The organism is Sporosarcina siberiensis, assembly GCF_042681925.1.
GTDB lineage: Bacteria > Bacillota > Bacilli > Bacillales_A > Planococcaceae > Sporosarcina > Sporosarcina siberiensis.
Genome location: NZ_JBHUGI010000032.1, coordinates 635,359 through 657,779, shown reverse-complemented (window position 1 = coordinate 657,779; position 22,421 = coordinate 635,359). Strand labels below are relative to the sequence as shown.

Annotated in this window: 21 protein-coding genes; 13 read left to right on the top strand and 8 right to left on the bottom strand. The window is 39.6% G+C overall.

Annotated elements, in window-relative coordinates; genetic code table 11:
- On the top strand, positions 1-272 hold a 272-nt coding region (locus ACFSFY_RS14080; protein WP_381539042.1), incomplete at its 5' end, for a transposase.
- A gap of 311 nt (positions 273-583) precedes the next feature.
- Here the strand turns inward: ACFSFY_RS14080 and ACFSFY_RS14075 are convergent.
- Positions 584-2,218, bottom strand: coding sequence for a glutathione ABC transporter substrate-binding protein (locus tag ACFSFY_RS14075; protein ID WP_381539088.1), 1,635 nt, complete (start codon positions 2,216-2,218; stop codon positions 584-586).
- Between the two features lie 209 nt (positions 2,219-2,427).
- Between ACFSFY_RS14075 and ACFSFY_RS14070 the strand changes: the two genes are divergently transcribed.
- Positions 2,428-2,841, top strand: a complete 414-nt coding sequence (locus tag ACFSFY_RS14070; RefSeq protein ID WP_381539041.1) for a pyridoxamine 5'-phosphate oxidase family protein — start codon at positions 2,428-2,430, stop codon at positions 2,839-2,841.
- Between the two features lie 76 nt (positions 2,842-2,917).
- Here the strand turns inward: ACFSFY_RS14070 and ACFSFY_RS14065 are convergent, their stop codons facing one another.
- Together ACFSFY_RS14065 and ACFSFY_RS14060 are read right to left on the bottom strand one after the other, a co-directional pair.
- Positions 2,918-4,582 (bottom strand): glutathione ABC transporter substrate-binding protein, encoded by a 1,665-nt coding sequence (locus ACFSFY_RS14065; protein WP_381539039.1) that lies wholly within the window; start codon positions 4,580-4,582, stop codon positions 2,918-2,920.
- A gap of 330 nt (positions 4,583-4,912) precedes the next feature.
- Positions 4,913-6,550, bottom strand: coding sequence for a glutathione ABC transporter substrate-binding protein (locus ACFSFY_RS14060; protein WP_381539037.1), 1,638 nt, complete (start codon positions 6,548-6,550; stop codon positions 4,913-4,915).
- Positions 6,551-6,883: 333 nt separating this feature from the next.
- On the opposite strand from ACFSFY_RS14060, the gene nikC reads away from it, so the two are divergent.
- Genes nikC through ACFSFY_RS14040 form a run of 4 tightly spaced genes read left to right on the top strand, consistent with a single transcriptional unit; the run spans position 6,884 to position 10,798 of the window.
- A complete protein-coding gene (nikC, locus tag ACFSFY_RS14055; RefSeq protein ID WP_381539036.1) occupies positions 6,884-7,777 on the top strand; it encodes a nickel transporter permease in 894 nt (297 codons plus the stop codon).
- Positions 7,778-7,792: 15 nt separating this feature from the next.
- Positions 7,793-8,734, top strand: a complete 942-nt coding sequence (locus ACFSFY_RS14050; protein ID WP_381539034.1) for an ABC transporter permease — start codon at positions 7,793-7,795, stop codon at positions 8,732-8,734.
- 29 nt (positions 8,735-8,763) lie between these two features.
- Positions 8,764-9,789 carry an ABC transporter ATP-binding protein gene (locus tag ACFSFY_RS14045; RefSeq protein ID WP_381539032.1) on the top strand — a complete coding sequence of 342 codons (1,026 nt, stop codon included), beginning with the start codon at positions 8,764-8,766 and terminating at the stop codon, positions 9,787-9,789.
- A complete protein-coding gene (locus ACFSFY_RS14040) occupies positions 9,761-10,798 on the top strand; it encodes an ABC transporter ATP-binding protein (RefSeq protein ID WP_381539030.1) in 1,038 nt (345 codons plus the stop codon). Before ACFSFY_RS14045 ends, ACFSFY_RS14040 begins: the two co-directional genes overlap by 29 nt.
- A 670-nt stretch (positions 10,799-11,468) precedes the next feature.
- Here the strand turns inward: ACFSFY_RS14040 and ACFSFY_RS14035 are convergent.
- Genes ACFSFY_RS14035 through ACFSFY_RS14025 form a run of 3 tightly spaced genes read right to left on the bottom strand, consistent with a single transcriptional unit; the run spans position 11,469 to position 14,520 of the window.
- Complete coding sequence (locus tag ACFSFY_RS14035) at positions 11,469-12,794, bottom strand: CoA-disulfide reductase (RefSeq protein ID WP_381539028.1); 1,326 nt, start codon at positions 12,792-12,794, stop codon at positions 11,469-11,471.
- A 21-nt stretch (positions 12,795-12,815) separates the two neighbouring features.
- Positions 12,816-13,670 (bottom strand): DegV family protein, encoded by an 855-nt coding sequence (locus ACFSFY_RS14030; protein ID WP_381539026.1) that lies wholly within the window; start codon positions 13,668-13,670, stop codon positions 12,816-12,818.
- A 37-nt stretch (positions 13,671-13,707) separates the two neighbouring features.
- The gene (locus ACFSFY_RS14025; protein WP_381539025.1) at positions 13,708-14,520 is read right to left on the bottom strand and encodes a Cof-type HAD-IIB family hydrolase; all 813 of its coding nucleotides are present in this window, start codon (positions 14,518-14,520) and stop codon (positions 13,708-13,710) included.
- Positions 14,521-14,648: 128 nt separating this feature from the next.
- Here ACFSFY_RS14025 and ACFSFY_RS14020 point away from each other — a divergent pair, with 128 nt between their 5' ends.
- The 3 genes from ACFSFY_RS14020 (at position 14,649) to ACFSFY_RS14010 (ending at position 18,109) form a co-directional block, all read left to right on the top strand.
- Entirely contained in the window at positions 14,649-15,428 is a 780-nt protein-coding gene (locus ACFSFY_RS14020) for a prolyl oligopeptidase family serine peptidase (protein WP_381539023.1), read from the top strand.
- 50 nt (positions 15,429-15,478) lie between these two features.
- The gene (locus ACFSFY_RS14015) at positions 15,479-15,787 is read left to right on the top strand and encodes a metal-sulfur cluster assembly factor (protein ID WP_381539021.1); all 309 of its coding nucleotides are present in this window, start codon (positions 15,479-15,481) and stop codon (positions 15,785-15,787) included.
- A gap of 174 nt (positions 15,788-15,961) precedes the next feature.
- Complete coding sequence (locus tag ACFSFY_RS14010) at positions 15,962-18,109, top strand: ATP-dependent Clp protease ATP-binding subunit (RefSeq protein ID WP_381539019.1); 2,148 nt, start codon at positions 15,962-15,964, stop codon at positions 18,107-18,109.
- Between the two features lie 48 nt (positions 18,110-18,157).
- On the opposite strand, the gene ACFSFY_RS14005 is transcribed toward ACFSFY_RS14010, so the two are convergent.
- Positions 18,158-18,340, bottom strand: a complete 183-nt coding sequence (locus ACFSFY_RS14005; RefSeq protein WP_381539018.1) for a DUF2929 family protein — start codon at positions 18,338-18,340, stop codon at positions 18,158-18,160.
- Between the two features lie 187 nt (positions 18,341-18,527).
- On the opposite strand from ACFSFY_RS14005, the gene ACFSFY_RS14000 reads away from it, so the two are divergent.
- From ACFSFY_RS14000 to ACFSFY_RS17560, 4 genes are all read left to right on the top strand, one after another.
- Positions 18,528-19,460, top strand: a complete 933-nt coding sequence (locus ACFSFY_RS14000; RefSeq protein WP_381539016.1) for a beta-ketoacyl-ACP synthase III — start codon at positions 18,528-18,530, stop codon at positions 19,458-19,460.
- Positions 19,461-19,494: 34 nt separating this feature from the next.
- Entirely contained in the window at positions 19,495-20,730 is a 1,236-nt protein-coding gene (fabF, locus tag ACFSFY_RS13995) for a beta-ketoacyl-ACP synthase II (RefSeq protein ID WP_381539014.1), read from the top strand.
- A 34-nt stretch (positions 20,731-20,764) separates the two neighbouring features.
- A complete protein-coding gene (locus tag ACFSFY_RS13990) occupies positions 20,765-20,923 on the top strand; it encodes a hypothetical protein (RefSeq protein ID WP_381539013.1) in 159 nt (52 codons plus the stop codon).
- 210 nt (positions 20,924-21,133) lie between these two features.
- On the top strand, positions 21,134-21,370 hold the full coding sequence (locus tag ACFSFY_RS17560) for a YuzI family membrane protein (RefSeq protein ID WP_465270270.1): 237 nt from the start codon (positions 21,134-21,136) through the stop codon (positions 21,368-21,370).
- Here the strand turns inward: ACFSFY_RS17560 and trpS are convergent.
- The gene (trpS, locus tag ACFSFY_RS13985) at positions 21,309-22,295 is read right to left on the bottom strand and encodes a tryptophan--tRNA ligase (RefSeq protein ID WP_381539011.1); all 987 of its coding nucleotides are present in this window, start codon (positions 22,293-22,295) and stop codon (positions 21,309-21,311) included. The two genes, ACFSFY_RS17560 and trpS, sit on opposite strands and share 62 nt — an antisense overlap.
- Between the last annotated feature and the right edge of the window lie 126 nt (positions 22,296-22,421).

Genomic DNA, 22,421 nt, shown 5'->3' with positions numbered 1-22,421 from the left:
TTCACCTGGCTGAGTCAGTAAATCCACTTATTTCTGGTTATATGAGAACGAGTTTAAAGACACTTAGGGGACACCTTTCTTACATCGAGAATAGCTTTATTTATTCTTACAATAATGGACGTATTGAAGGTATTAACAATAAGATTAAAGTTCTAAATCGCGTCGCTTATGGCTATAGAAATTTCATGAATTATAAAAAGCGTATTTTAATTCACTTTAAATTAAAGCCTGTTGAATCTAATTTAAGACAACTACACTTGGAAGCAGCCTAATCTGTCTTGAAAAGTGATTAGTTTTCACTCTATTTAAAAGTACATTTCAGGTTTCTTGGAGTGCAAGATGGCGACTCCTGCGGGAACAGCGCGAGCTGAAGGCCCCACAGGAGCGCGGTTTTCGCGACGAGGAGACTGAAGCCGTGCCCGCGGAAAGCGCCATCTGGAACGGAGAGAGACCGGCTATTTGATTCACTATATAAAGAGACTGTTTAGAAAATCAGTTTTCCTGACATTCTAAACAGTCCTAATATAAATCAATTATCATCGACTAAAATTCTTCACCAACGTTATTTGACAAAGAACCTGTTTTACTTTACAAACTTAACATCTTGCAACAAATACGTGTTGGATGAATCCACTTTAAAACCGGTAATAGTGTTACTAATGCCCGTTAAATATTCTGGGTGATTCAAATATATCATCGGAGCATCTTCTATTAATACCTTCTGAGCTTCTTTGTATATCGTCATACGTTCTTCAGGATCTGAGGCGAGACGACCTTTGTTTAACAAATCATCTATAACATCGGTTCCGTAGAATACAGCATTTGGTGGAACGCCTATAACGGTCGAATGGAATAGGGAATACAAACCATTATCTGCGTCAGCCAATGAGTTCCCCCAACTTAACATGTACATATCATGTTCACCAGAACGAAGTTTGTCTAGATATGCTCCAAACTCCATTTGTTCGACAGTTATATCGATTTTTAGTTCTTTTAAAACGTCTTGTAAAATAACCGCCATATCGATACGTTGTGGATTGTCGTTTGTCCAAATCGTTGCTTTAAAACCATCGGCATGACCAGCTTCGCTCATTAACTTTTTGGCTTCCTCAACATTGTATTCAAGACCAATAACGTCAGGGTCGTAGCCGAACGATTTAGGAGCAAGCGGGCCATCTGCTGGAATCGCAAATCCTTCATAGACACCGTCAATAATTTCTTGTTTGTTGACCATCATCGTAATGGCTTGTCGAACTTTTACATTATCGAAAGGGGCTCTTTCTGTGTTAAATCCAAGATGAGTAAGAGCGGTTGATGGTGTTTGTAAAACTGTAGCAAAGTCACTGCTGTTTAGAGCTTCAACTTCACTTGGTTGAACAGGATCTACAATTTGAACGAATCCACGTTCTAAATCTGAGTTTCGTGTAGCACTTTCAGGGATGACTCTGAATGTAACGGAGTCAACATGTGCTTTATCTCCCCAATAGTCTTCATTTCTAATGAGTTTTATTTCATCACCAGGCTCCCAACTCTCAAATTTAAAAAATCCTGTTCCGACTGGGTTGAATGCTATTACAGAACCAGCCTCCTCGCCGTTATCCATTGCAGCGTAATCTGCTTCAACAGATTTGGGGCTAATGATTGCTCCACCACTATGGGAAAGATGGGCAAGGATTGGTGAAAAAGGATATTCCGTAACAATTCGAACGGTAAATTCATCTACAATATCAACACTTGTAATCATGTTGAATGTATTAAATTTAGATGAAGCAACTTCAGGATCAAGAATACGATCAAGACTAGCCTTTACAGCTTCGGCATTAAAATCCTCTCCATCATGAAACTTTACACCTTGACGCAATTTAAATTCGAATGTTGTTTCGTCAATTGCTTCCCAACTCTCAGCTAGGCTTGGAACAATGTTGTTATCATCATCACGTTTCACAAGATTTTCAAAGATATTGTATTGAACATTCGTGGACGGAACGTCGTTAGAACCTGATGGATCGAGTGTAGATGCATCTGTATGGACTGCGAGAACCAAATCACCGCCTTCTTCGGGCTCTTCAGTAGTTTCGTCAACAACTTCTTTGTCAGGCTCTTTGCTCGGCTCTTTACTGGTAGTATCTTCACTGTCCGTACCGCCTGCGCAAGCTCCGAGAACCATGGATAATAATAGAATAATGGTAAGAAGCCATTTACTAGTAGTCATTTTCATCAATTTTAACATTCCCCCTATTCCTTCATAATCTATTGCCGACTAAAGCAATATGTATTAAATAGTATAGCATGTATAAATAGAATGACAATCGATTTTCAGAAATATACTTATATTTAGAAATCTTATGCATTCGAAAAATGATACATGTTTAATTTACTGTTTAGAGTGGTAAACTACGACAACATTGAAAAGGGGAGTAGACACTTATGAACGCAAAAGATTCAGCATTAAAAATTTTGAAAGAAAGCTTTGTAGGCACAATGGCAACAATTCAACAGAATAAGCCGAACTCGAGATATATGACTTTTTTTAGTGATGAGTTTACACTTTACACTGCAACTTCGAAACAAACGGAGAAAGTAGATGAACTTGAAGAAAATCCTCATACGCACGTATTAATAGGATATGAAGGCAAAGGAATGGGAGATGATTATCTTGATATAGAAGGAACCGTTAGCCTCACGGATGATCAAGAGTTAAAAAAGAAGATATGGAACGATCATATGAAACCTTGGTTTAGCGGTCCAGATGATCCGGATTTAATTATCTTGAAAATCACGCCCGATTCAGTTCGACTCATAAATAAGAAAGGCAAGCCGCCGACAGAAATAGAAATATGAAGTTTGAGTATTCGGACATTCACGGGTGAGAAAAAGGTCATGGAATTTAATCCATGACCTTTTAAAATACTCTTTATTATTTTACAAACTTCACTTCTTGTAATTGGTAGATACCAGAAGTATCGATTGAGAAACCAGTGATTTCTTTACTCACACCTGTTAAGTATTCCTGGTGGTGAATATAAACCATTGGTGCGTCTTCAATTAGATATTCTTGAATCTTGTTGTAAAGATTCAGACGCTCATCCGGGTTGGATTCACGACGGCCTTGTTCAAGAAGTTTGTCAACTTCAGGATTTTCGTAGAATGAACGGTTACCTGGGTTACCTTTTTGTGATGAGTGGAACAATGCATACATACCATAATCCGCATCACCAGTAGGGTTTGACCACCCAAGGATGAACATATCGTGTTCTCCCTCAGCTGTTTTTTCCAAGTAAGCACCAAATTCCATTACTTCAATTTCAACATCAATATTCAACTGCTTCAAACTGTCTTGAAGAATGATTGCAGTATCCATACGTTGTGGATTGTCATTCGTCCATAACTTCGTCTTAAAGCCATCTGCTAATCCTGCTTCTGCAAGTAGCTTTTTCGCTTCTTCGACATTGTATTCAGTAGGCTTTGCATCGTCATTAAATCCGAAAATTCCTGGTGCAAGAGGTCCTTTTGCAGGAATTCCAAATCCGTCGTAAACACCTTCAATAATTTCTTCTTTATTGACCATCATTGAAATTGCTTTACGTACTTTTGGATCATCGAAAGGTTTTTTCTCTGTATTGAATCCAATATAAGAAAGACTTGAAGATGCTTTTTGATTTACTGCAGAATGTTCACTGTTGTTAATGCCCTCAACTTCTACAGGCTGAACCGGATCTGCAATATGAACAAAACCACGCTCTAAATCTGCATTACGTGTTGCGCTTTCGGGAATAACTTTGAAAGTTACAGAGTCGACATGAACTTTATCGCCCCAGTACTCATCGTTTTTAACAAGCTTGATTTCTGAACCAGGAGTCCAGCTATCAAATTTGAAATAACCAGTTCCTACAGGTTCTTCTGTAATGACTGATCCAGCTTTTACTTCACCAGTAATTGCTGCATAGTCCGCTTCGATTGACTTAGGACTTACCATAGCGCCACCGCTGTGTGAAAGGTGAGCAAGAAGTGGTGCGAATGGATATTCAGTAGTAATACGTACTGTATGGTCGTCAACAACTGCAACATCCGTGATCATTTCAAATAAGAAAAATCGTGGTGATGCAACTTCTGGATCACGAATACGATCAAGGTTTGCTTTTACTGCATCTGCAGTGAATGGTTCGCCGTCATGGAACTTAACGTCCTGACGTAATTTGAATTCATATGTTGTATCATCAATCGGTTCCCATGATTCAGCAAGTCCTTCAATGATATTGTTTTCATCATCTCGGTTGACAAGTGTTTCATAAATGTTTGCTTGTACAACAGATGATGGAACATCGTTAGAACCAGCAGGGTCAAGTGAAGATGCATCAGAAAGTACTGCAATGACTAAATCTCCGCCACCGTCTCCGTCTGCTTCAGTTGCGTCTTCCTCTTCCTCTTCATCTACTTCTTCTGTATCTTTGTCTGTTTCCTTATCTGGCTCTTTGCTAGTATCTTTTTCACTGCTGTCTGATCCACCTGCACATGCTGCAAGTATCATAGTCATTGCCAATACCAGTACTAATAACCACTTCAAACTATGCTTACTTTTCATCCAATTTGTTCCCCCTTTAGATATTTTTTGACTGTTGTTTAAAAACAACAGTCAAATGAATATAGCATAGAAGTTCGCTTTGGACAATCGGTATTTATAAAATTGTGTGAACGGTTATTTTCTTTACTTTCAATTAATACCAAAATTCTAAAAAATTAACAATACCCATCCGATTAATCAATAAACTTAACGTCTTTTAATTTATAATAACCGGAAGTATCAATCCAGTGTCCTTCAATTATGGTATTAATTACCGTTGAATAGTTATAAAAAAGTGCCTGTATAATCCGGATAATCCGACTTACAGGCACTTTGACTTTTTGAAAAATCTTATTTAACGAACTTTACATCTTGTAGTTTATAATATCCTGAAGTGTCGATCCAGTATCCTTCGATATCTCCGCTAACACCTGTTAAATAAGCTTGGTGTTGCATGAAAATCATTGGTGCATCCTCGATTAAAATTTCTTGTGCTTTGTCGTAAAAGTCTTGACGAGCTGTTTCGTCAATTTCTTTACGGCCATCTTCAAGTAATTTGTCGAGTTCAGGATTGTCATAGAATGAACGGTTTCCTGATACTCCTTTATTATCTGAGTGGAACAATTGTGTTAAGAAGTAGTCAGCATCGCCAACAGGGTTTGAAAGTCCAAGAATGAACATTTCGTGTTCTCCTTCAGCTGTGTTTGCTAAGTAAGCTCCCCACTCAAGAACTTGAATATCAACTTCAATATTTACTTCTGCAAGTGCTTGTTGAAGAATTACTGCAATGTCCATACGTTGTTGGTTATCGTTTGTCCAAATTGTCGTTTTAAATCCATCTTCTAAGCCAGCTTCTTTAAGAAGTTCTTTTGCCTTTTCAACATCATAACCAATTGGTTTGGATGAAGAGTTATATCCGAATACGCCAGGAGCCAAAGGACCGTTTGCAGTTATTCCGAATCCTTCGTATACGCCTTCTAATACTTCGTCTACGTTAACGAGCATTGTAATTGCTTGACGTACTCGTACATCATCAAATGGTTTTTTATCCATATTGAATCCAAGATAGTTAAGTGATGAAGATACTTTTTCATCTACTGTTACATTATCCGTGCTATTCAGGTCAGCAACTTCGTTTGGTTGAACAGGCTCGATGATTTGAGCGTTTCCTGTTTTAAGTTCTGCAACACGAGTACCGCCTTCTGGAATTACTTTAAATGTTACTTTATCAACATGAACTTTATCGCCCCAGTAGTCTTCGTTTTTAACTAAAACGATTTCTGTTCCTGGAACCCAGCTCTCAAACTTAAAGAAACCAGTTCCAATTGGGTTTTCGTTCATAACTGAACTTGGTTCTTCACCGTTTTTCATAGCTTCATATTCTAAATCGATTTGTTTGGGACTTACAATCACACCAGCTGGGTGAGAAAGGTGAGCGAGTAATGGTGCAAATGGATACTCAGTTTTGATTTGTACTGTTAAATCATCGATTACTGTAACGTCTGTAATCATTTCGAAGATGAATGCACGTGGTGCTGCAACATCAGGATCTTGAATACGAGCGAAACTTTTCTTTACTGCTTCAGCGTTTAAATCTTCGCCGTCATGAAATTTAACTCCTTCACGAAGTTTGAATTCCCAAGTTGTCTCATCAACTGGTTCCCAACTAACTGCAAGGGATTCCACAATGTTAGAGTCTTTGTCTTTTGTAACGAGTCCTTCAAAGAGATTCGTTTGGATATTTGCTGAAGGAACATCTGTTGAACGTTGTGGATCTAATAGAGCTGCGTCTGAAAGTGTAGCGATAACTAAATCTCCGCCGTCTGATGCTCCATCAGATGAAGCATCTTCTGTTTTTCCTTCATCTTTAGTAGCATCGTCTTTTTTGCCTTCATCCTTTGTATCACTACCACCCGCACAAGCGGCTAGAAATAGTGACATAATAATCGTTAGAACTAAAAGTAGACTAAATTTGTGATTCTTTTTCAATAGGTTCTCCCCCAATATTTTCTATTATTGGATAAACTCCCAATACACATAAAAACATATCATAATCTATCAGTTCTGACAATACAATATTACTATGATATTGAAATAATATATATATGTTCCATATTTTAGGGTGTAAGAGAATCTATATAATTAACTAATTACCTCTTATATGGAAATGCTAATAAATGGAAGTAAGTGGGACTTTATTAGGAATAATACATAATGTGAAAATTCTATTTCCGGAAACTAGTTTTCATGATATGCTACCTGTTGAATAGCAATTTGAAAATAGGCCAATTGTGGCCTGCATAAGAGAGGGTGTAAGAGTTTATGTCAGAAAAGGCACTCGAAACAACAAATCGGCCGAAAAGGTCGAGCCCCAGGATCGAGTATTACAAGTCTGTATGGAAGAGATTGCGAAAGAACAAAGCAGCAGTTGTTGGGGGAATCCTCATATTATTATTTATTGTGGTGTCGATTGTAGGTCCATGGTTGACTACACAAAGCCCAACCGCTGTAAACGTTTTGAACAAACTCAAACCCCCATCAGGTGATCATTGGTTTGGTACGGATAATTTTGGAAGAGACATCTTCACTAGAATCATTCACGGAATGGCTCTTACATTAAAGGTTGGTTTTTTATCTGTAGCAATGGGAGGTTCTGTCGGAGTTATTTTGGGAATTGTTTCCGGTTACTATGGTGGTATCATCGACACAATTATTATGAGAGTAATGGATGTACTTCTTGCATTTCCAGGGATTTTATTAGCACTTGCAATTGTAAGTGTGCTTGGTGGAAGTTTAACAAACGTTATTATTGCAGTAGGTTTATTTTCAGTACCTGCCTTTGCTCGAATTGTGAGAGGGTCTACGTTATCCGTGCGAAAGCTAGAATACATAGACGCGGTCAAGGCGCTCGGTGCAACTGATTTCAGAATTATATTTAAGCATATTTTACCGAACGTCATGTCGCCAATTATCGTTCAAGCTACATTGCGTATTGCAACTGCTGTTCTTACAGCTAGTGGACTATCGTTTTTAGGTCTTGGTGCACAACCCCCTGCACCTGAATGGGGAGCAATGCTAAATGATGGACGAACGTATATGTCGAATGCGCCACATCTTATTCTGTTTCCTGGAATAATGATTGTCCTTGTTGTACTTGCATTCAATATTTTTGGTGACGGATTACGAGATGCGCTTGATCCGAAAATGAATAAGTAATGGAGGTGAAAACGAATGGCTAAATATATAGTTAGACGACTCTTGCAGACAATTCCAGTTCTCATTGGTGTTACAATTCTCGTATTCTCGCTAATGCATCTTATACCAGGGGATGCTGCGCAGATAATGGCGGGAGAAGCAGCAACTGAGGAATCTGTTGAACAAATTCGTGAGAAATTAGGTTTGAATAAACCTTTGCACATACAATATTTCAACTATGTATCGAATGCTCTTCAAGGTGACCTTGGTAACTCAGTTAGAAGTGGAAGGCCCGTACTTGATGAGATTAAACACCGGTTTTGGGTTACTGCGGAGTTAGCAATATATGCAACAATCCTTGCAGTCTTCATTGGTTTAATTGCAGGTATAGTTTCAGCGGTCCGTCATTATACATGGGCAGACGTAACAATTATGATTGTAGCGTTATTCGGACTTTCAATGCCGAACTTCTGGCTCGGTTTAGTGCTCATTCAATGGTTTGCTGTAGGTGGCGATTATTTACCAGAGTTTTTAAAAATGAGACCATCCGGATGGGGCGATAGTTGGCGACAAATCTTGCTTCCAGTAATTTGTCTTGGAACAAGTGGAGCTGCAATTATTGCGAGAATGACACGTGCTTCGATGTTGGAAGTAATTGATCAAGATTATATTCGAACTGCCCGAGCAAAAGGGTTGAGCGAGAGAGTTGTTACTTATCGTCATGCACTTAAAAATGCACTCATTCCAGTAATAACAGTTGTCGGTTTAGAGTTCGGGGCATTTCTCGGCGGTGCCGTCATTACTGAAACAATTTTTGCAATCAACGGTATGGGTCGTTTGACGATTGATGCAATCAGACAAAGAGACTTTCCGATTGTACAAGGAACCGTACTTATTATCTCCTTGCTATTTGTTTTCGTGAATATGCTTGTTGATATTTCGTACCGTATGTTAAATAAGAGAATTGATTTGAATTAATAGAGTTTCAAGAAGAGAGGGATTACAAAATGGAAACTCCTTTGTTAGAAGTGCGCAATCTGCGCACGTCCTTTTTTACAGATAATGGTGAAGTAAAGGCGGTTGACGGCGTAAGCTTTTCACTTCCAAAAGGGAAAACACTCGGCATAGTTGGAGAATCAGGTTCAGGTAAAAGTATTACCGCTTTATCAATTCTTCAGTTGTTGGCTGATAACGGTAAAATCGTGGATGGTGAAATTCGATTTAAAGGTGAAAACTTAATTGGTTTTTCAGATAAAAAAATGCGGGATATTCGTGGAAACGCAATTTCTATGATTTTCCAAGAACCGATGACATCACTTAATCCAGTATTTACGGTAGGTCAACAGATTGGAGAATCACTTGTTAAGCACCAGGGAATGTCCAAAAAGCAAGCACTTCTGAAATCGGTGGACCTGTTGAAACTTGTTGGAATTCCATCGCCAGATCGACGCGTTAAAAACTATCCCTATGAACTTTCTGGTGGAATGCGTCAACGTGTCATGATTGCTATGGCACTGGCTTGTGATCCTGAAATCCTAATTGCTGATGAGCCAACAACGGCTCTTGACGTGACAATCCAAGCACAGATTCTTGGACTTATAAAAGAATTGCAACATCGTCTTGGAATGTCAGTAGTCTTTATTACACATGACCTCGGAGTAGTGGCAGAAACGTGTGATTATGTTGCTGTTATGTATGCTGGACAGGTCGTTGAATACTCGGATATTTTCAACTTATTCCAAGAACCGAAGCACCCATATACAATTGGTTTACTGAATTCATTGCCGCGTCATGATATCGATCAGGAAAAATTGGAGCCTATTCATGGAAACGTTCCAAACGTCCATGAGATGCCTAAGGGTTGCAGATTTTCACCCAGATGTCCTGCTGCGACTGATTTATGTCGTGCTGAATTACCGGATTTACTGAAAGATGATAGTGGAAACGATGTCCGCTGTTGGATCTATTCCGACAGATGGGACGGCGAGGCGGAGGTGAGCGTCTATGGCAAGAAAAGAACTGCTAAAAGTTGAAGGATTAAAACAATATTTTCCCATTAAAGGTGGGATGCTCGGACGTACAATCAATCACGTTAAAGCGGTGGATGATATCAGTTTTGAAGTCTACGAAGGTGAGACTGTTAGTATTGTTGGAGAATCCGGATGTGGAAAGTCAACAACGGGCCGTGCGATTTTACGGTTGGAAGAGCCAACGGAAGGATCTGTCAAATTCAATGATATTGAATTGACAACACTTTCGAAGGGCAAAATGAGAAAACAACGAAAAGATTTACAAATAATCTTTCAAGATCCATATGCATCTATTAATCCACGTCAAACAGTTTCGGATATTCTGAATGAGGCTATGACGATACAAAATTCAGTTCCGGCCAAAAAACGACGTCAACGCATTATTGAATTGCTGGAAACAGTAGGGCTAAATGAGTATCAGGCAGATCGTTATCCGCATGAATTTTCTGGTGGGCAACGTCAACGTATTGGAATTGCACGTGCACTTGCCGTTGACCCAAAACTCATTATTTGTGATGAAGCCGTATCTGCACTAGATGTTTCAATTCAAGCGCAAGTATTGAATTTGCTTGAAGAATTACAAAAAGAATTTAATTTGACGTATTTATTTATCTCTCATGACTTAGGTGTTGTGCGTCATATTTCAGATCGGGTAATCGTTATGTATCTTGGAAAGATTGTTGAAATTGGAGATAAGTTATCCATTTTCGAAAACCCAAAACACCCATATACGAAAGCTCTACTATCGGCGATACCGGTACCGGATCCAACTCATATTAAAACTCATATTGCTTTGAGAGGGGACGTACCATCACCAATCGATCCACCAGAAGGCTGTCGTTTCCATACAAGATGTCCTTTTGCGCAAGATATCTGTTCAAAAGAAGAACCTGTTCTAAAACCACATCAAGCAATGGTAGAAGGACATAAAGCAGCTTGTCACTTCGTTGAAGACATCGAAAGTGGCAAATTACAACCAAAAGATTACGGAGTAATTGCTGCACAAATATAAGAACAAAAAAACTCATCACTGAGGAATCAGTGATGAGTTTTTTTGGGTTGTATGTGATAGAAAATCCTACTACTACCTGCTAATTTCCGTTCCGAGCGGACGCGTTCCATTGTCGAAGAATACAAAGCATTCTTCTTAGGGCCGTGCGTCGAGCCTCCTCGTCGCAAAAACCGCGCTCCTGTGGGGTTTCGACTGTCACGCTGATCCCATTGAAGTCGCCGGTCCGCACTCCAATCAGCTAAGGAATTGTAGGAAACACAAATTCAATATTAATAGAAACCAAGTGAAATTAGCTGTAGGATTTAAATAGCACTTATTATTTTATCAGTGCCTAGTAACTTGTATTCTAGAATAAATGTTAACGTATAACTAAGTGTTAAAAGATAGGTCCAATTAATAAAGTGAACAAAAAAGTTATTCCCTGAACCAGTGTAGTCTCACTTTCTCGAAATCTCTATATATTTTCTTTGTTTTTTAATGTGCAATCTTAGTTGCTTGGAGTGCAAGGCGGCCACTCCGGGAGGATTAGCGTGCGCCTTGAGACCCTGGACGGAGCGAAGCGAAGGAAGCGGCTCAAGCCACGCCCTCCGGAACGCGTCCGCCTGGAACGGAAAGCAACGATGTACTTGAAAAACCATATGAAAAGAACAACCCAAAAATCAGTTTTTCGTTATTTTGCTTTATAACCAAGCATGTTAATAGGATCTTTTGGTGAAGAATAGGGCGGTGAATAGGCAAGCTCTAGAGCGGATAAATCGTCAACAGTTATATTACCCATCATTGCTGTCGCAAGAATATCAATACGTTTGTTAACACCTTTATCGCCAACCCCTTGCGCACCAAGAATCCTGCGTGTTTCACTGTCGTAGTGGACACGCAAATGAAGGGTCCCGTGATCTGGGTAATAACCAGCATTCGAGCGTCCATCATGAGTTACAGTTTTGAATGAAATGCCTTCTTCCGTTAAGCTTTTAGCAGAATGACCAGTCATAGCCGCTGTTAATGAAAATAACTTTGTAATAGTCGTTCCTAGAAAGCCGTTGATTTCAATAGGTTTGCCAGCAAGATGACGTGAAACGATATAAGCAGCACGGTGTGCATGCCAAGCGAGTTGAACTCGTTTCGGTTTACCGGTAACCCAGTCGGTACATTCCGCAGCGTCCCCGATTGTATAAATATCTGGATCATCCGTTTGCATATAACGGTTTACAACGATTCCTTTTGTAGATCCAATCGTAAGACCTGCGTCGCTTGCGAGTTTTGTATCCGGAATGATACCAACACTTGCGGCTATAAAGTCAACTTCGACATTTACGCCATTTTTCATAATGAGTTTTTTTCCCTCAATTCGTTCAATCGCATCTTCGAAATAAAACTCAACGCCGTTGTCTTCCATTTCTTTGTTGAGAATATCAGTAATTTCTACATCCATGATTTTCATCACACGATCATTACGTTCGATAAGAGCGGTTTTCAAACCAAGATGTATAAAGTTTTCCGCCAGTTCAATCCCAATAAATCCACCACCAACAATTGCGCAAGAAGTCGGTTTTTCTTTTTCAATATACTCTAGAATTGTTTCTAAATCAGATAGAGTTTTAAGTGTAAATAAAGGAAGATCCCCGAGACCTTTAAATTCAGGAACTCGTGAAAAACCGCCTGGTGATAATATCAATTTATCGTAAGACTCTGTAAAACGTTCTTCTGTTTCCATATTCTGAATTACGACTGTTTTATTAGAGCGATCAATGGATAATACTTCGTGTTGAACAAGTGTATTAATGTTTCGTTCTTCTATAAAGTCTTCTGGAGTTGTACCAACCAGTTTTTCGCTGTCACTAATGAGTCCACCAATGACGTAAGGCATCCCACATGTTCCGTAACCAATATCAGGTTCTCGTCCAACTAAAGTGATTTGTGACTCAGGCAAGGCACGTCTGATTTGAGATGCGACAGTTGAGCCACCTGCAATTGCGCCTACTATAATTATTTTCATAAGTTGCTCCTCATAAGTATTTTACTCGATCAGTTTATTTTGAAAAAAGACAGAAACAGTTCCAGGACCGGCATGTGCACCAATAACAGAACCAATTAAGTAAATTTCCACACTTTTTGGATGGAACTGTTCTTCAACTAAAGCTTTGAGTTCGAGTGCAATCGCTTCATCGTCCCCGTGACTGATGGCGATGGTTTGTTCCGATAATTGTGAGCCGCGTTCCGCCATTAACTCTATAATTCGGCGTAACACCTTTTTACGACCACGATGTTTTTCAATAGGGACGAGCTTTCCGTCTTCAACATGTAGAAGGGGCTTAATATTGAGTAACCCACCAATAAATGCACTTGTTTTGGATACACGACCGCCTCGTGCCATATAATCCAAATCTTCTACTGTGAATAAATGTTCCATATGTGCTGCCATAAAACGGATTTTTCTTTCAATCGTTTCAAGATCTTCGTTTTCGTTGCGAAGTCGAACAGCTTCTTTTATAAGAAGGCCGTAACCGAGTGACGCACATTTAGAATCAATCGTAATCAGGTTTAAATTAGGATTGGATTCAAGTACTTGGTTTTTAATCATCACGCTCGTATCGTACGTTCCCGATAATTCAGATGAAAAGGAAATGTAGATACCCTCATCACCAGAAGTGGCCAATTCTTCCCATAGTTCTAATAAAAGTTCAGGTGATACTTGGGAAGTCTTAGGGTTTTTACCTTCTCGAATCGCTTTATATACTTCTCGCGAATCGATATCCACGATGTCTTTATATTCTTTGTCGTCAATTAAAACGTGAAGTGGAATGAGAGTTACCTCGTTCTCTTTAAAAAATTCTTTAGGTAAATCACAAGCACTATCTGCAAAAATTTTCAAGTATAAACCCCCAATTATTAATATAGTCTAATTATTCTTATTTTAAGTTTAACCGTTCCTGTAGTAAGATTGCAATCCCATCTTCATTATTTGAAAGTGTGACTTCATTCGCAATTGATTTTAATTCATCAATTCCGTTCCCCATCGCAACACCGATACCGGCATAATCAATCATTTCGAGATCATTGTTTTCATCCCCAAAAGCGATAATACGGTCCCTAGGGATATCCATATATTTCGCAACATGTGCAAGTCCGACCGCTTTACTAAGTCCGTGACGGAACACTTCAATAACATGGCCCCATGGTGAATTCCAAATCCGGTGGCCAACAACTTCGGCATGTACGTGGCCAAGATGGTTACAAATTGCATCAACATTCACTTCGTCTGCTTGAATTAAAAGAGTTGTTGGATTGTCATTCAGCTGGTTTTGAATTTCTCCTGTTCTGATTTTAGGTTTTCCGGTATTAAATACATTGATCAGTTTTTCATCATGGTAATGCATGTACACATCGTCCATAACCTCGGCTACGATGTTGTTCCATGGATATTCTTTCATTGCTTCCATTACTTCTTTCACAACAGATAATTCAAGTGTTTCATGAATGTTTTTCCAATTAGAATCTCCAGGGCGGTGAACAAACGCACCATTAAAATTAACAATAGGAGTCTTTAAACCCAATTGGTTATAATAAAGTTCAGATGATCTATATGGTCTTCCAGTTGCAATCATTACGTGATGACCTTGTTCTGTAGCGTTCATTAATGTTGTAGCTGTTTTTGTTGAAATACTTTTTTTATCATTAAGTAAAGTGCCATCAAGGTCTAAGACGATTAAATGTGGTTTCAAACAAATTCCCCCTCTTATTAGTAAAGTCTATCGTTAAGGGACACTCTAAGTCAAAAGAGACTTCTTGCTAATCTTCCTTTTTGTTTTTATAGAAAAACTTTGTTACGATTAAATTAAAAGTGAAAGGTGTGATTCCATTGATTTTAAAAGAAGAATTATGGAATGGTATTCCTATATTACATATAGTAGAAGAACAATATGATGTTCAAGAAGTACCTGTCATGATCTTTCTTCATGGCTTTTCAAGTGCCAAAGAACATAACCTTCACTACGCTTATAATCTAGCAAGACAGGGGATCCGGGTAATTTTACCGGACGCACATCTACACGGTGTACGAGATGAAAATTTAGATGAAGTTCAATTAGGACTTCGTTTTTGGGAAGTTATTTTAACTTCAATTGAAGAGGTAGGGATTCTGAAAAAAGAATTGCTGAAACGAAAATTGATTGTATCGAAAAAAATTGCGGTTGGCGGCACATCGATGGGTGGAATTACAACACTTGGTTGCTTGACGACGTACGAGTGGATTTCAAGTGCTTTAGTAATGATGGGAACTCCAGGCTATGAAAAATTAGCGAGAGCCCAGATTGGTCATTTTGAGCGTGGTGGATTCGAATTGCCAATCTCCGCGGATGAAAGAAAAAAGTTGTTTGCAAACTTAGCTTATTTCGATTTAACGAAACAACCAAAGAAGCTGAACCAGCGTCCACTTTATTTTTGGCATGGAAAAAACGATACAGTGGTACCTTTTGAACCGACATATCATTTTTATAAAGCAATGAAAAAAGAGTATTATGATGTGCCAGAGCGAATTGTTTTTGATGCAGATGAAATTGCGGGGCACTCAGTTTCGCGAGAAGGTTTGTTAAAAGCAACGAGTTGGGTGGCAAGTCAGTTGAATGATTGACAGGAAATCTGTTATGATGAAAGAACCAAATGATTGAGAGGGGTATGTACATGAGTCAGGATATGAAAGATAGTATGATGGGTGTAATTGAAAATGTTATCGATCCCGAGCTTGGCATTGATATTGTCAATTTAGGACTCATTCGTGATGTAGAACTAAGCGAAGAAGGAACTGCGATTGTAACGATGACACTAACGTCAATGGGTTGCCCAATGGGACCACAAATCGTTGCGAATATAGAACAAGAACTAATGGAACTTCCAGAAGTAAAAGAGGTAGAAGTTAAGATTGTCTGGAGTCCGCCTTGGTCAAAGGAATATATGTCTCGTTACGCAAAAATTGCACTAGGCGTACGTTAATTTAAATATAATTTCTTTATAAGTATAGATCGTATGACAGATTCATTGTTATGCGGTCTATTTTTTTGAATTTAATTGCAGGTGTTTTACAACACAAATTGCTTTACAACAAGCACTAGGCGTATTATAATTTAATTAATCAAAGATAGTCAAAGTCAGACATTTGAAAGGTGGATGTATATGAGAATGAACCCAGAGCAAGAAGACCAGCGCACACCGCTTGAGCAATTTGGACGTAATCTTGTGAAAGATGTGAAAAAAGGGAAGATGGATCCTGTAATTGGTCGTGATGAAGAAATTCGCAACGTGATTCGAATTCTTTCTAGAAAAACAAAAAACAACCCTGTTCTAATTGGAGAACCAGGTGTAGGGAAGACTGCAATAGTAGAAGGACTTGCACAACGGATTGTCAAAGGTGATGTTCCGGAAGGTTTAAAAGGTCGGGAAATATTTGAACTAGATATGGCATCTCTTATTGCGGGTGCGAAATACCGCGGAGAATTTGAAGAACGGCTAAAAAGTGTGTTAAAGCAAGTGAAGGACAGTTCGGGTCAAATTATTTTGTTTATCGATGAAATCCATACAATTGTAGGCGCTGGTAAGACTGAAGGTGCGATGGATGCAGGAAATATGTTGAAACCAATGCTTGCAAGAGGCGAACTATTTTGTATCGGAGCGACAACGCTGGATGAATTTCGGATGAATATAGAAAAAGATCCAGCACTTGAAAGACGCTTTCAAAAAGTTCTCGTTCGTGAACCGTCTGTTGAAGATACGGTTTCAATTTTACGAGGGCTTAAAGAAATGTATGAGCTGCATCATGGGGTACGAATTCATGACCGCGCAATAGTTGCAGCTGCAGCCTTGTCTGATCGCTACTTAACGGAACGATTTTTACCGGATAAAGCAATTGACTTGATTGACGAAGCAAGTGCGATGATTCGAACTGAAATCGATTCAATGCCGCAAGAACTCGATCAAGTGACACGCCGAATGATGCAACTTGAAATTGAAGAACAAGCTCTTCGTAAAGAGAAAGATTCTGCAAGTAAGTCTCGGCTCGAAGCTTTAAGAGCTGAACTTCAAGAGTTGAAAGATTCGTCAGCTGGTATGCGTTCACAATGGGAATCGGAGAAGAAAACACTAAGCGATATCCAAGAAAAGCGGGGACAACTCGATCGTTATCGCCGAGAACTTGAAGATGCAGAAAATCGTTTTGATTTGAATAAAGCTGCTGAACTTCGACATGGTAAAATTCCAGCTTTGGAAGCAGAACTTGCAGCGTCCGAAAAGCCATTATTAGACGGAAAAGAGAATCGGCTGCTGCGAGAAGAAGTAACGGAAGAGGAAATCGCAATGATTGTTGCGCGCTGGACGGGAATTCCGGTAACAAAACTTGTTGAAGGTGAAAGAGAAAAATTGTTACGTTTGCATGAAACATTGAAGGAGCGAGTAATCGGTCAGGACGACGCAGTACAACTCGTCACAGAAGCTGTTTGGCGTGCCCGTGCAGGCATTAAGGATCCAGCTAAGCCTATTGGTTCGTTTTTATTCTTAGGACCTACTGGAGTCGGGAAAACAGAGCTTGCGAAAACACTCGCTGCGACTTTATTTGACTCGGAAGATCACTTCATTCGAATTGATATGTCAGAGTATATGGAGAAACACAGTGTGTCGAGGTTGGTCGGAGCGCCGCCGGGATATATCGGTTACGAAGAAGGCGGACAATTGACGGAAGCCGTGCGTAGAAATCCCTATTCGGTTATTTTATTAGATGAAATTGAAAAAGCTCATCCTGATGTTGCAAATATTCTTCTGCAAGTTTTGGATGATGGACGTATTACAGATAGCCAGGGAAGACTTGTCAATTTCACAAATACGGTCATTATTATGACGTCCAACATCGGTTCCTCGTATTTGTTGACTGGTTTGGAAGGTACTGAAAATCATGCCGCAGAAGATTTGGTACTTGCTGAATTAAAAAATCACTTTAAACCGGAACTGCTCAACCGAATGGATGACATTATTATATTCCATTCCCTTACAAGCAGTTCGTTCCAGCTGATTACACGGAAAATGCTTGAAGATCTTGTTAAACGACTAAGTGAGCAAGAAATTGTTCTGAGTTATGAGGATGAGGTTCTTGAGTGGATAGTAGAACAAGGAACGGATGCTGATTTTGGTGCAAGACCTTTGAAACGATTCATTCAGCGACATGTAGAAACAGTTGTTGCTAAAGAATTGATAGGAGGTCATCTCGAACGGGGCGACGGTTTACATTTGTCGATGGTAGAAGGTAAGTTGACTGTGAATCAACGATAAACAAAAGAGCCACTCGGAGAAAAACCGAGTGGCTCTTTTATTTACTGATTAATGGTCTGCTACAGTACCTTCAGGGATTATTTGACCTATTACAAGGATCAAAACAGAAAAACCAAGTGAAATAATTACTCCTGCTTCAAAGTTAAATGGAATGTTCGCGATAGAACCAACAACATAGTTTAACAATGATACTAATAAGAAAGACCAGATAAATGTCATTATGATTTTCATTTAATTCACCTCTACATTACTATTTCTAAAACTATCATATCATAGGGTTCCCTATCGAGAAAGAATTATCTATGCAGAATGAACTTTATTTTGGCTAAATAGTGTCGGTAGGTTGTAAATTGTGTTCATTTCTCTTATTATTGATACTAGGTACTAATAACAGATGATAATGAATGGAGGATGTTTTATGAATGCTGGTCTCATCAGTATGGGTAAGTATGTGCCGCCCAATATTGTAACGAATGCAGATTTAGAGAAACAAATGGATACAACAGATGAGTGGATTCGTTCACGTACTGGGATTGAAGAAAGACGAATCGCAGACGATTCTATAAATACATCGGACATGGCGTATCACGCAGCTCAAGATGCGATTAAAAATGCCGGTATCAATCCAGAAGAAATTGGTCTGATACTTGTTGCAACAGTCACACCGGACCAACCTTTTCCATCTGTAGCAGCAATGCTTCAAGAAAAGCTAGGTGCGAAGAATGCAGCAGCAATGGACGTTTCTGCAGCATGTGCAGGTTTTATGTACGGAGTTGTAACAGCGAAACATTTTGTTGAGGCTGGAACTTACGATTATGTTCTAGTTGTCGGAGTAGAAAAACTTTCGAGAATAACAGACTGGGATGATCGTAACACTGCAGTTCTTTTCGGAGATGGCGCTGGAGCAACAATAGTAGGAAAAGTTAGTGAAGGGCGAGGGATTTTATCCTTTGAACTAGGGGCAGACGGCAGTGGTGGAAAACATCTCTACCAGGCTGACAAACTAATTATGAACGGCCGTGAAGTGTTCAAGTTCGCAGTCCGTCAAATGGGACAATCAGCAGTAAATGTTATTGAAAAAGCGGGTCTTACAACATCCGAAGTCGACTATTTAATTCCGCACCAGGCGAATATCCGAATTATGGAATCATCTCGTGTTCGACTGGGTTTACCCATTGAAAAAATGTCTAAAACCGTTCATAAATATGGCAATACCTCTTCCGCATCCATTCCAATTTCCCTTTTTGATGACTTAGAAGAAGGAAAAGTAAAAGACGATGATGTTATCGTTCTTGTTGGGTTTGGCGGAGGCTTAACTTGGGGAGCACTATGTATTAAATGGGGAAGATAATTAATCTAATTTATAATAAAGGGGAGTTAATACTTTGACTAAAAAGCGTGTAGTAGTAACGGGTGTTGGTGCCGTTTCACCAGTTGGAAATTCAGCTGAAGAATCATGGGAAGCAGTTATTAACGGTAAATCTGGTATTGGTATGTTAACGAGACTGGACAGCGAACAATTTCCAGTTAAAGTTGCAGCTGAAGTAAAAGATTTTAATATAGAAGATTATATTGTTAAAAAAGAAGCCCGCAAAATGGACCGGTTCACACATTACGCACTTGCTGCGTCAGTGATGGCAATGAAAGATGCAAATCTTGAATTGGATGAAGATTTAAAACTTCGTACAGGTGTCTGGATTGGTTCTGGAATTGGCGGCATGGAAACACATGAACAACAGTTCAAAATCTTTCAAGAACGCGGCTACCGCCGTGTAAGTCCGTTTTTTGTCCCGATGATGATTCCAGATATGGCTTCAGGCCAAGTTGGAATCTATTTCGGAGCTAAAGGAATTAACTCATGTACCGTGACGGCTTGTGCTTCGGGTACGAACTCTATTGGAGATGCATTCGAAGTAATCCGCAGGGGCGATGCTGATGTAATGATTACAGGCGGTGCAGAGGCACCAATTACAACAATGGCTGTTGCAGGATTCTGTGCGAATACAGCACTATCCTTGAATCCGGACCCTAACACAGCTTCACGTCCTTTTGATAAAGACCGCGATGGTTTTGTGATTGGTGAAGGAGCAGGAATTTTAATTCTTGAAGAATACGAACATGCCGTAGCGCGTGGGGCAAAAATTTATGCAGAACTAATTGGTTATGGTTCAACAGGCGATGCACATCATATCACGGCTCCGGCTCCGGAGGGTGAAGGGGCGGCGCGCGCAATGCAACAGGCGATTGAACAGGGTGAAATTACACCAGAACAAATCGGTTATATCAATGCACACGGAACAAGCACGCCGTACAATGACCTATTTGAAACGTTGGCAGCAAAAACCGTTTTTGGCGATCATGCTTATAAACTTGCAATGAGCTCGACTAAAGCGCTGACAGGTCACCTTTTGGGAGCTGCTGGTGGTCTTGAGGCGATATTCACAGTGAAAGCGTTAAAAGAGGGAATTCTTCCTCCGACTATGAATTATGTAAATGCAGATCCTGAATGTGATTTGGATTACGTACCAAATGCCGCCCGCAAAGCAGACATTGAGTATGCAATGAGCAACTCACTTGGTTTTGGCGGACATAATGCTTCACTCGTATTCAAAAAAATGTAAGCAAAAGGCACTCCGAAGCTGGAGTGCCTTTTTTATGGAAAAGAATAATGATTCTTCGGGATTTCTTTGTTTGCTTGCACTTAGTGTTGGTTTGCTTGCACTCGGTGTTGGTTTGCTTGCACTAAGTGTTGGTTTGCTTGCACTCAGTGTTAGTTCGCTTGCAAGTCGGGAGTTTAGAACTATTAATAAATAGTGCTAGCAACACGGATACACTTTCGTTTAAGACGAAATGTAGTAAACGATAGTAAAACTATCCATCAATCAAAAAACAACCTTCCATTCAAAACAGAATAGAAAGTTGTCTATTTATTAATAGTATAAAAAAACGCAAGTTCTTTAGTGCTTCGTCTAAAAGTAGGGTGCTTGTTCATATAGTGAAAGAAAAGCTAAAGGATGAGCTGCGATTACACGACTATTTATATTTCTCATAAGTTACGGTTTAATTGTAATTAGCGCCACTCACATTATATTTTACTTCAACTATAGAACTCTAGGTTATGAGTGGAATCAAGTCCTGTATTACATCATTCGGACGCCTGATTTCACTTTGCTAATTGTTTCGTCACTCGTATTAGCAATTACCGTTGCCTACCGAGCCCCATCGCATTCTCCATTTTTCGAAGAGTATCGGAAGCAATAGCATTCGCTTTTTCCGCGCCTTTATCGAGCATATCATCTAAGACAGACGACTCCAGAAGCTCATAATACTTTTCTTGGATTGGGGAAAGATGATTAATAATTGCTTCGGCGACTCCTGCTTTAAATGCACCGTAGCCAAGACCTTCGTATTTCGTTACAAGGTCCGCAATTGAAACATTGCTTAAAGCAGACTCGATGGTCAATAAATTAGAAACACCTGGTTTATTGACCGTGTCGAATCGAACGATGCCCTCCGAATCGGTTACGGCACTTTTTATTTTCTTTTCAATTTCTTTTGGCGTATCCAATAGAGAAAGTGTACCTCTTTTATTTGGATCGGATTTACTCATTTTTTTAAGTGGATCTTGCAAAGACTTAATACGAGCACCATTTTCAGGAACTTTGATTTCGGGAACCGTTAACACTTCGCCGTAACGACTGTTAAAGCGTTCTGCCAAGTCTCTGGTGATCTCGAGATGTTGTTTTTGATCATCACCAACGGGAACGATATCTGTGTTGTACAAGAGGATATCAGCCGCCATTAATGGGGGATACGTAAGTAGGGCAGCGGATACTGCGTTTTTACCATCAGACTTATCTTTAAACTGTGTCATGCGTTCAAGTTCACCAATATAGGCGATGCTTTGCATAATCCATCCGGCTTGTGCGTGTGCAGGAACCTCGGATTGGATGAAAACCACAGCCTTTTCGGGATCTATTCCACTTGCTATGTAAATCGCTGCAAGGGAACGGATGGCCTTTCTTAATTCGGCTGGGTCTTGTTGAACTGTGATCGCGTGTTGGTCGACAATGCAAAACAAACAATCGTATTCATGCTGAAGTTCAGTAAACTGACGAACTGCTCCGATATAATTACCAAGTGTTATAATACCTGTTGGTTGTATGCCTGAAAAAATTGTTTTCATACTAAATTCCTCCATATTTGTATTTTTAGGTTTTTTAATCTTCAATGAAAAGCGGCTAAAGAACGCCACGTCCTGTGGCAATAGCCGCACGCCTACGTCCCGAAAAGGAAGGCGGCTAAAGAACGC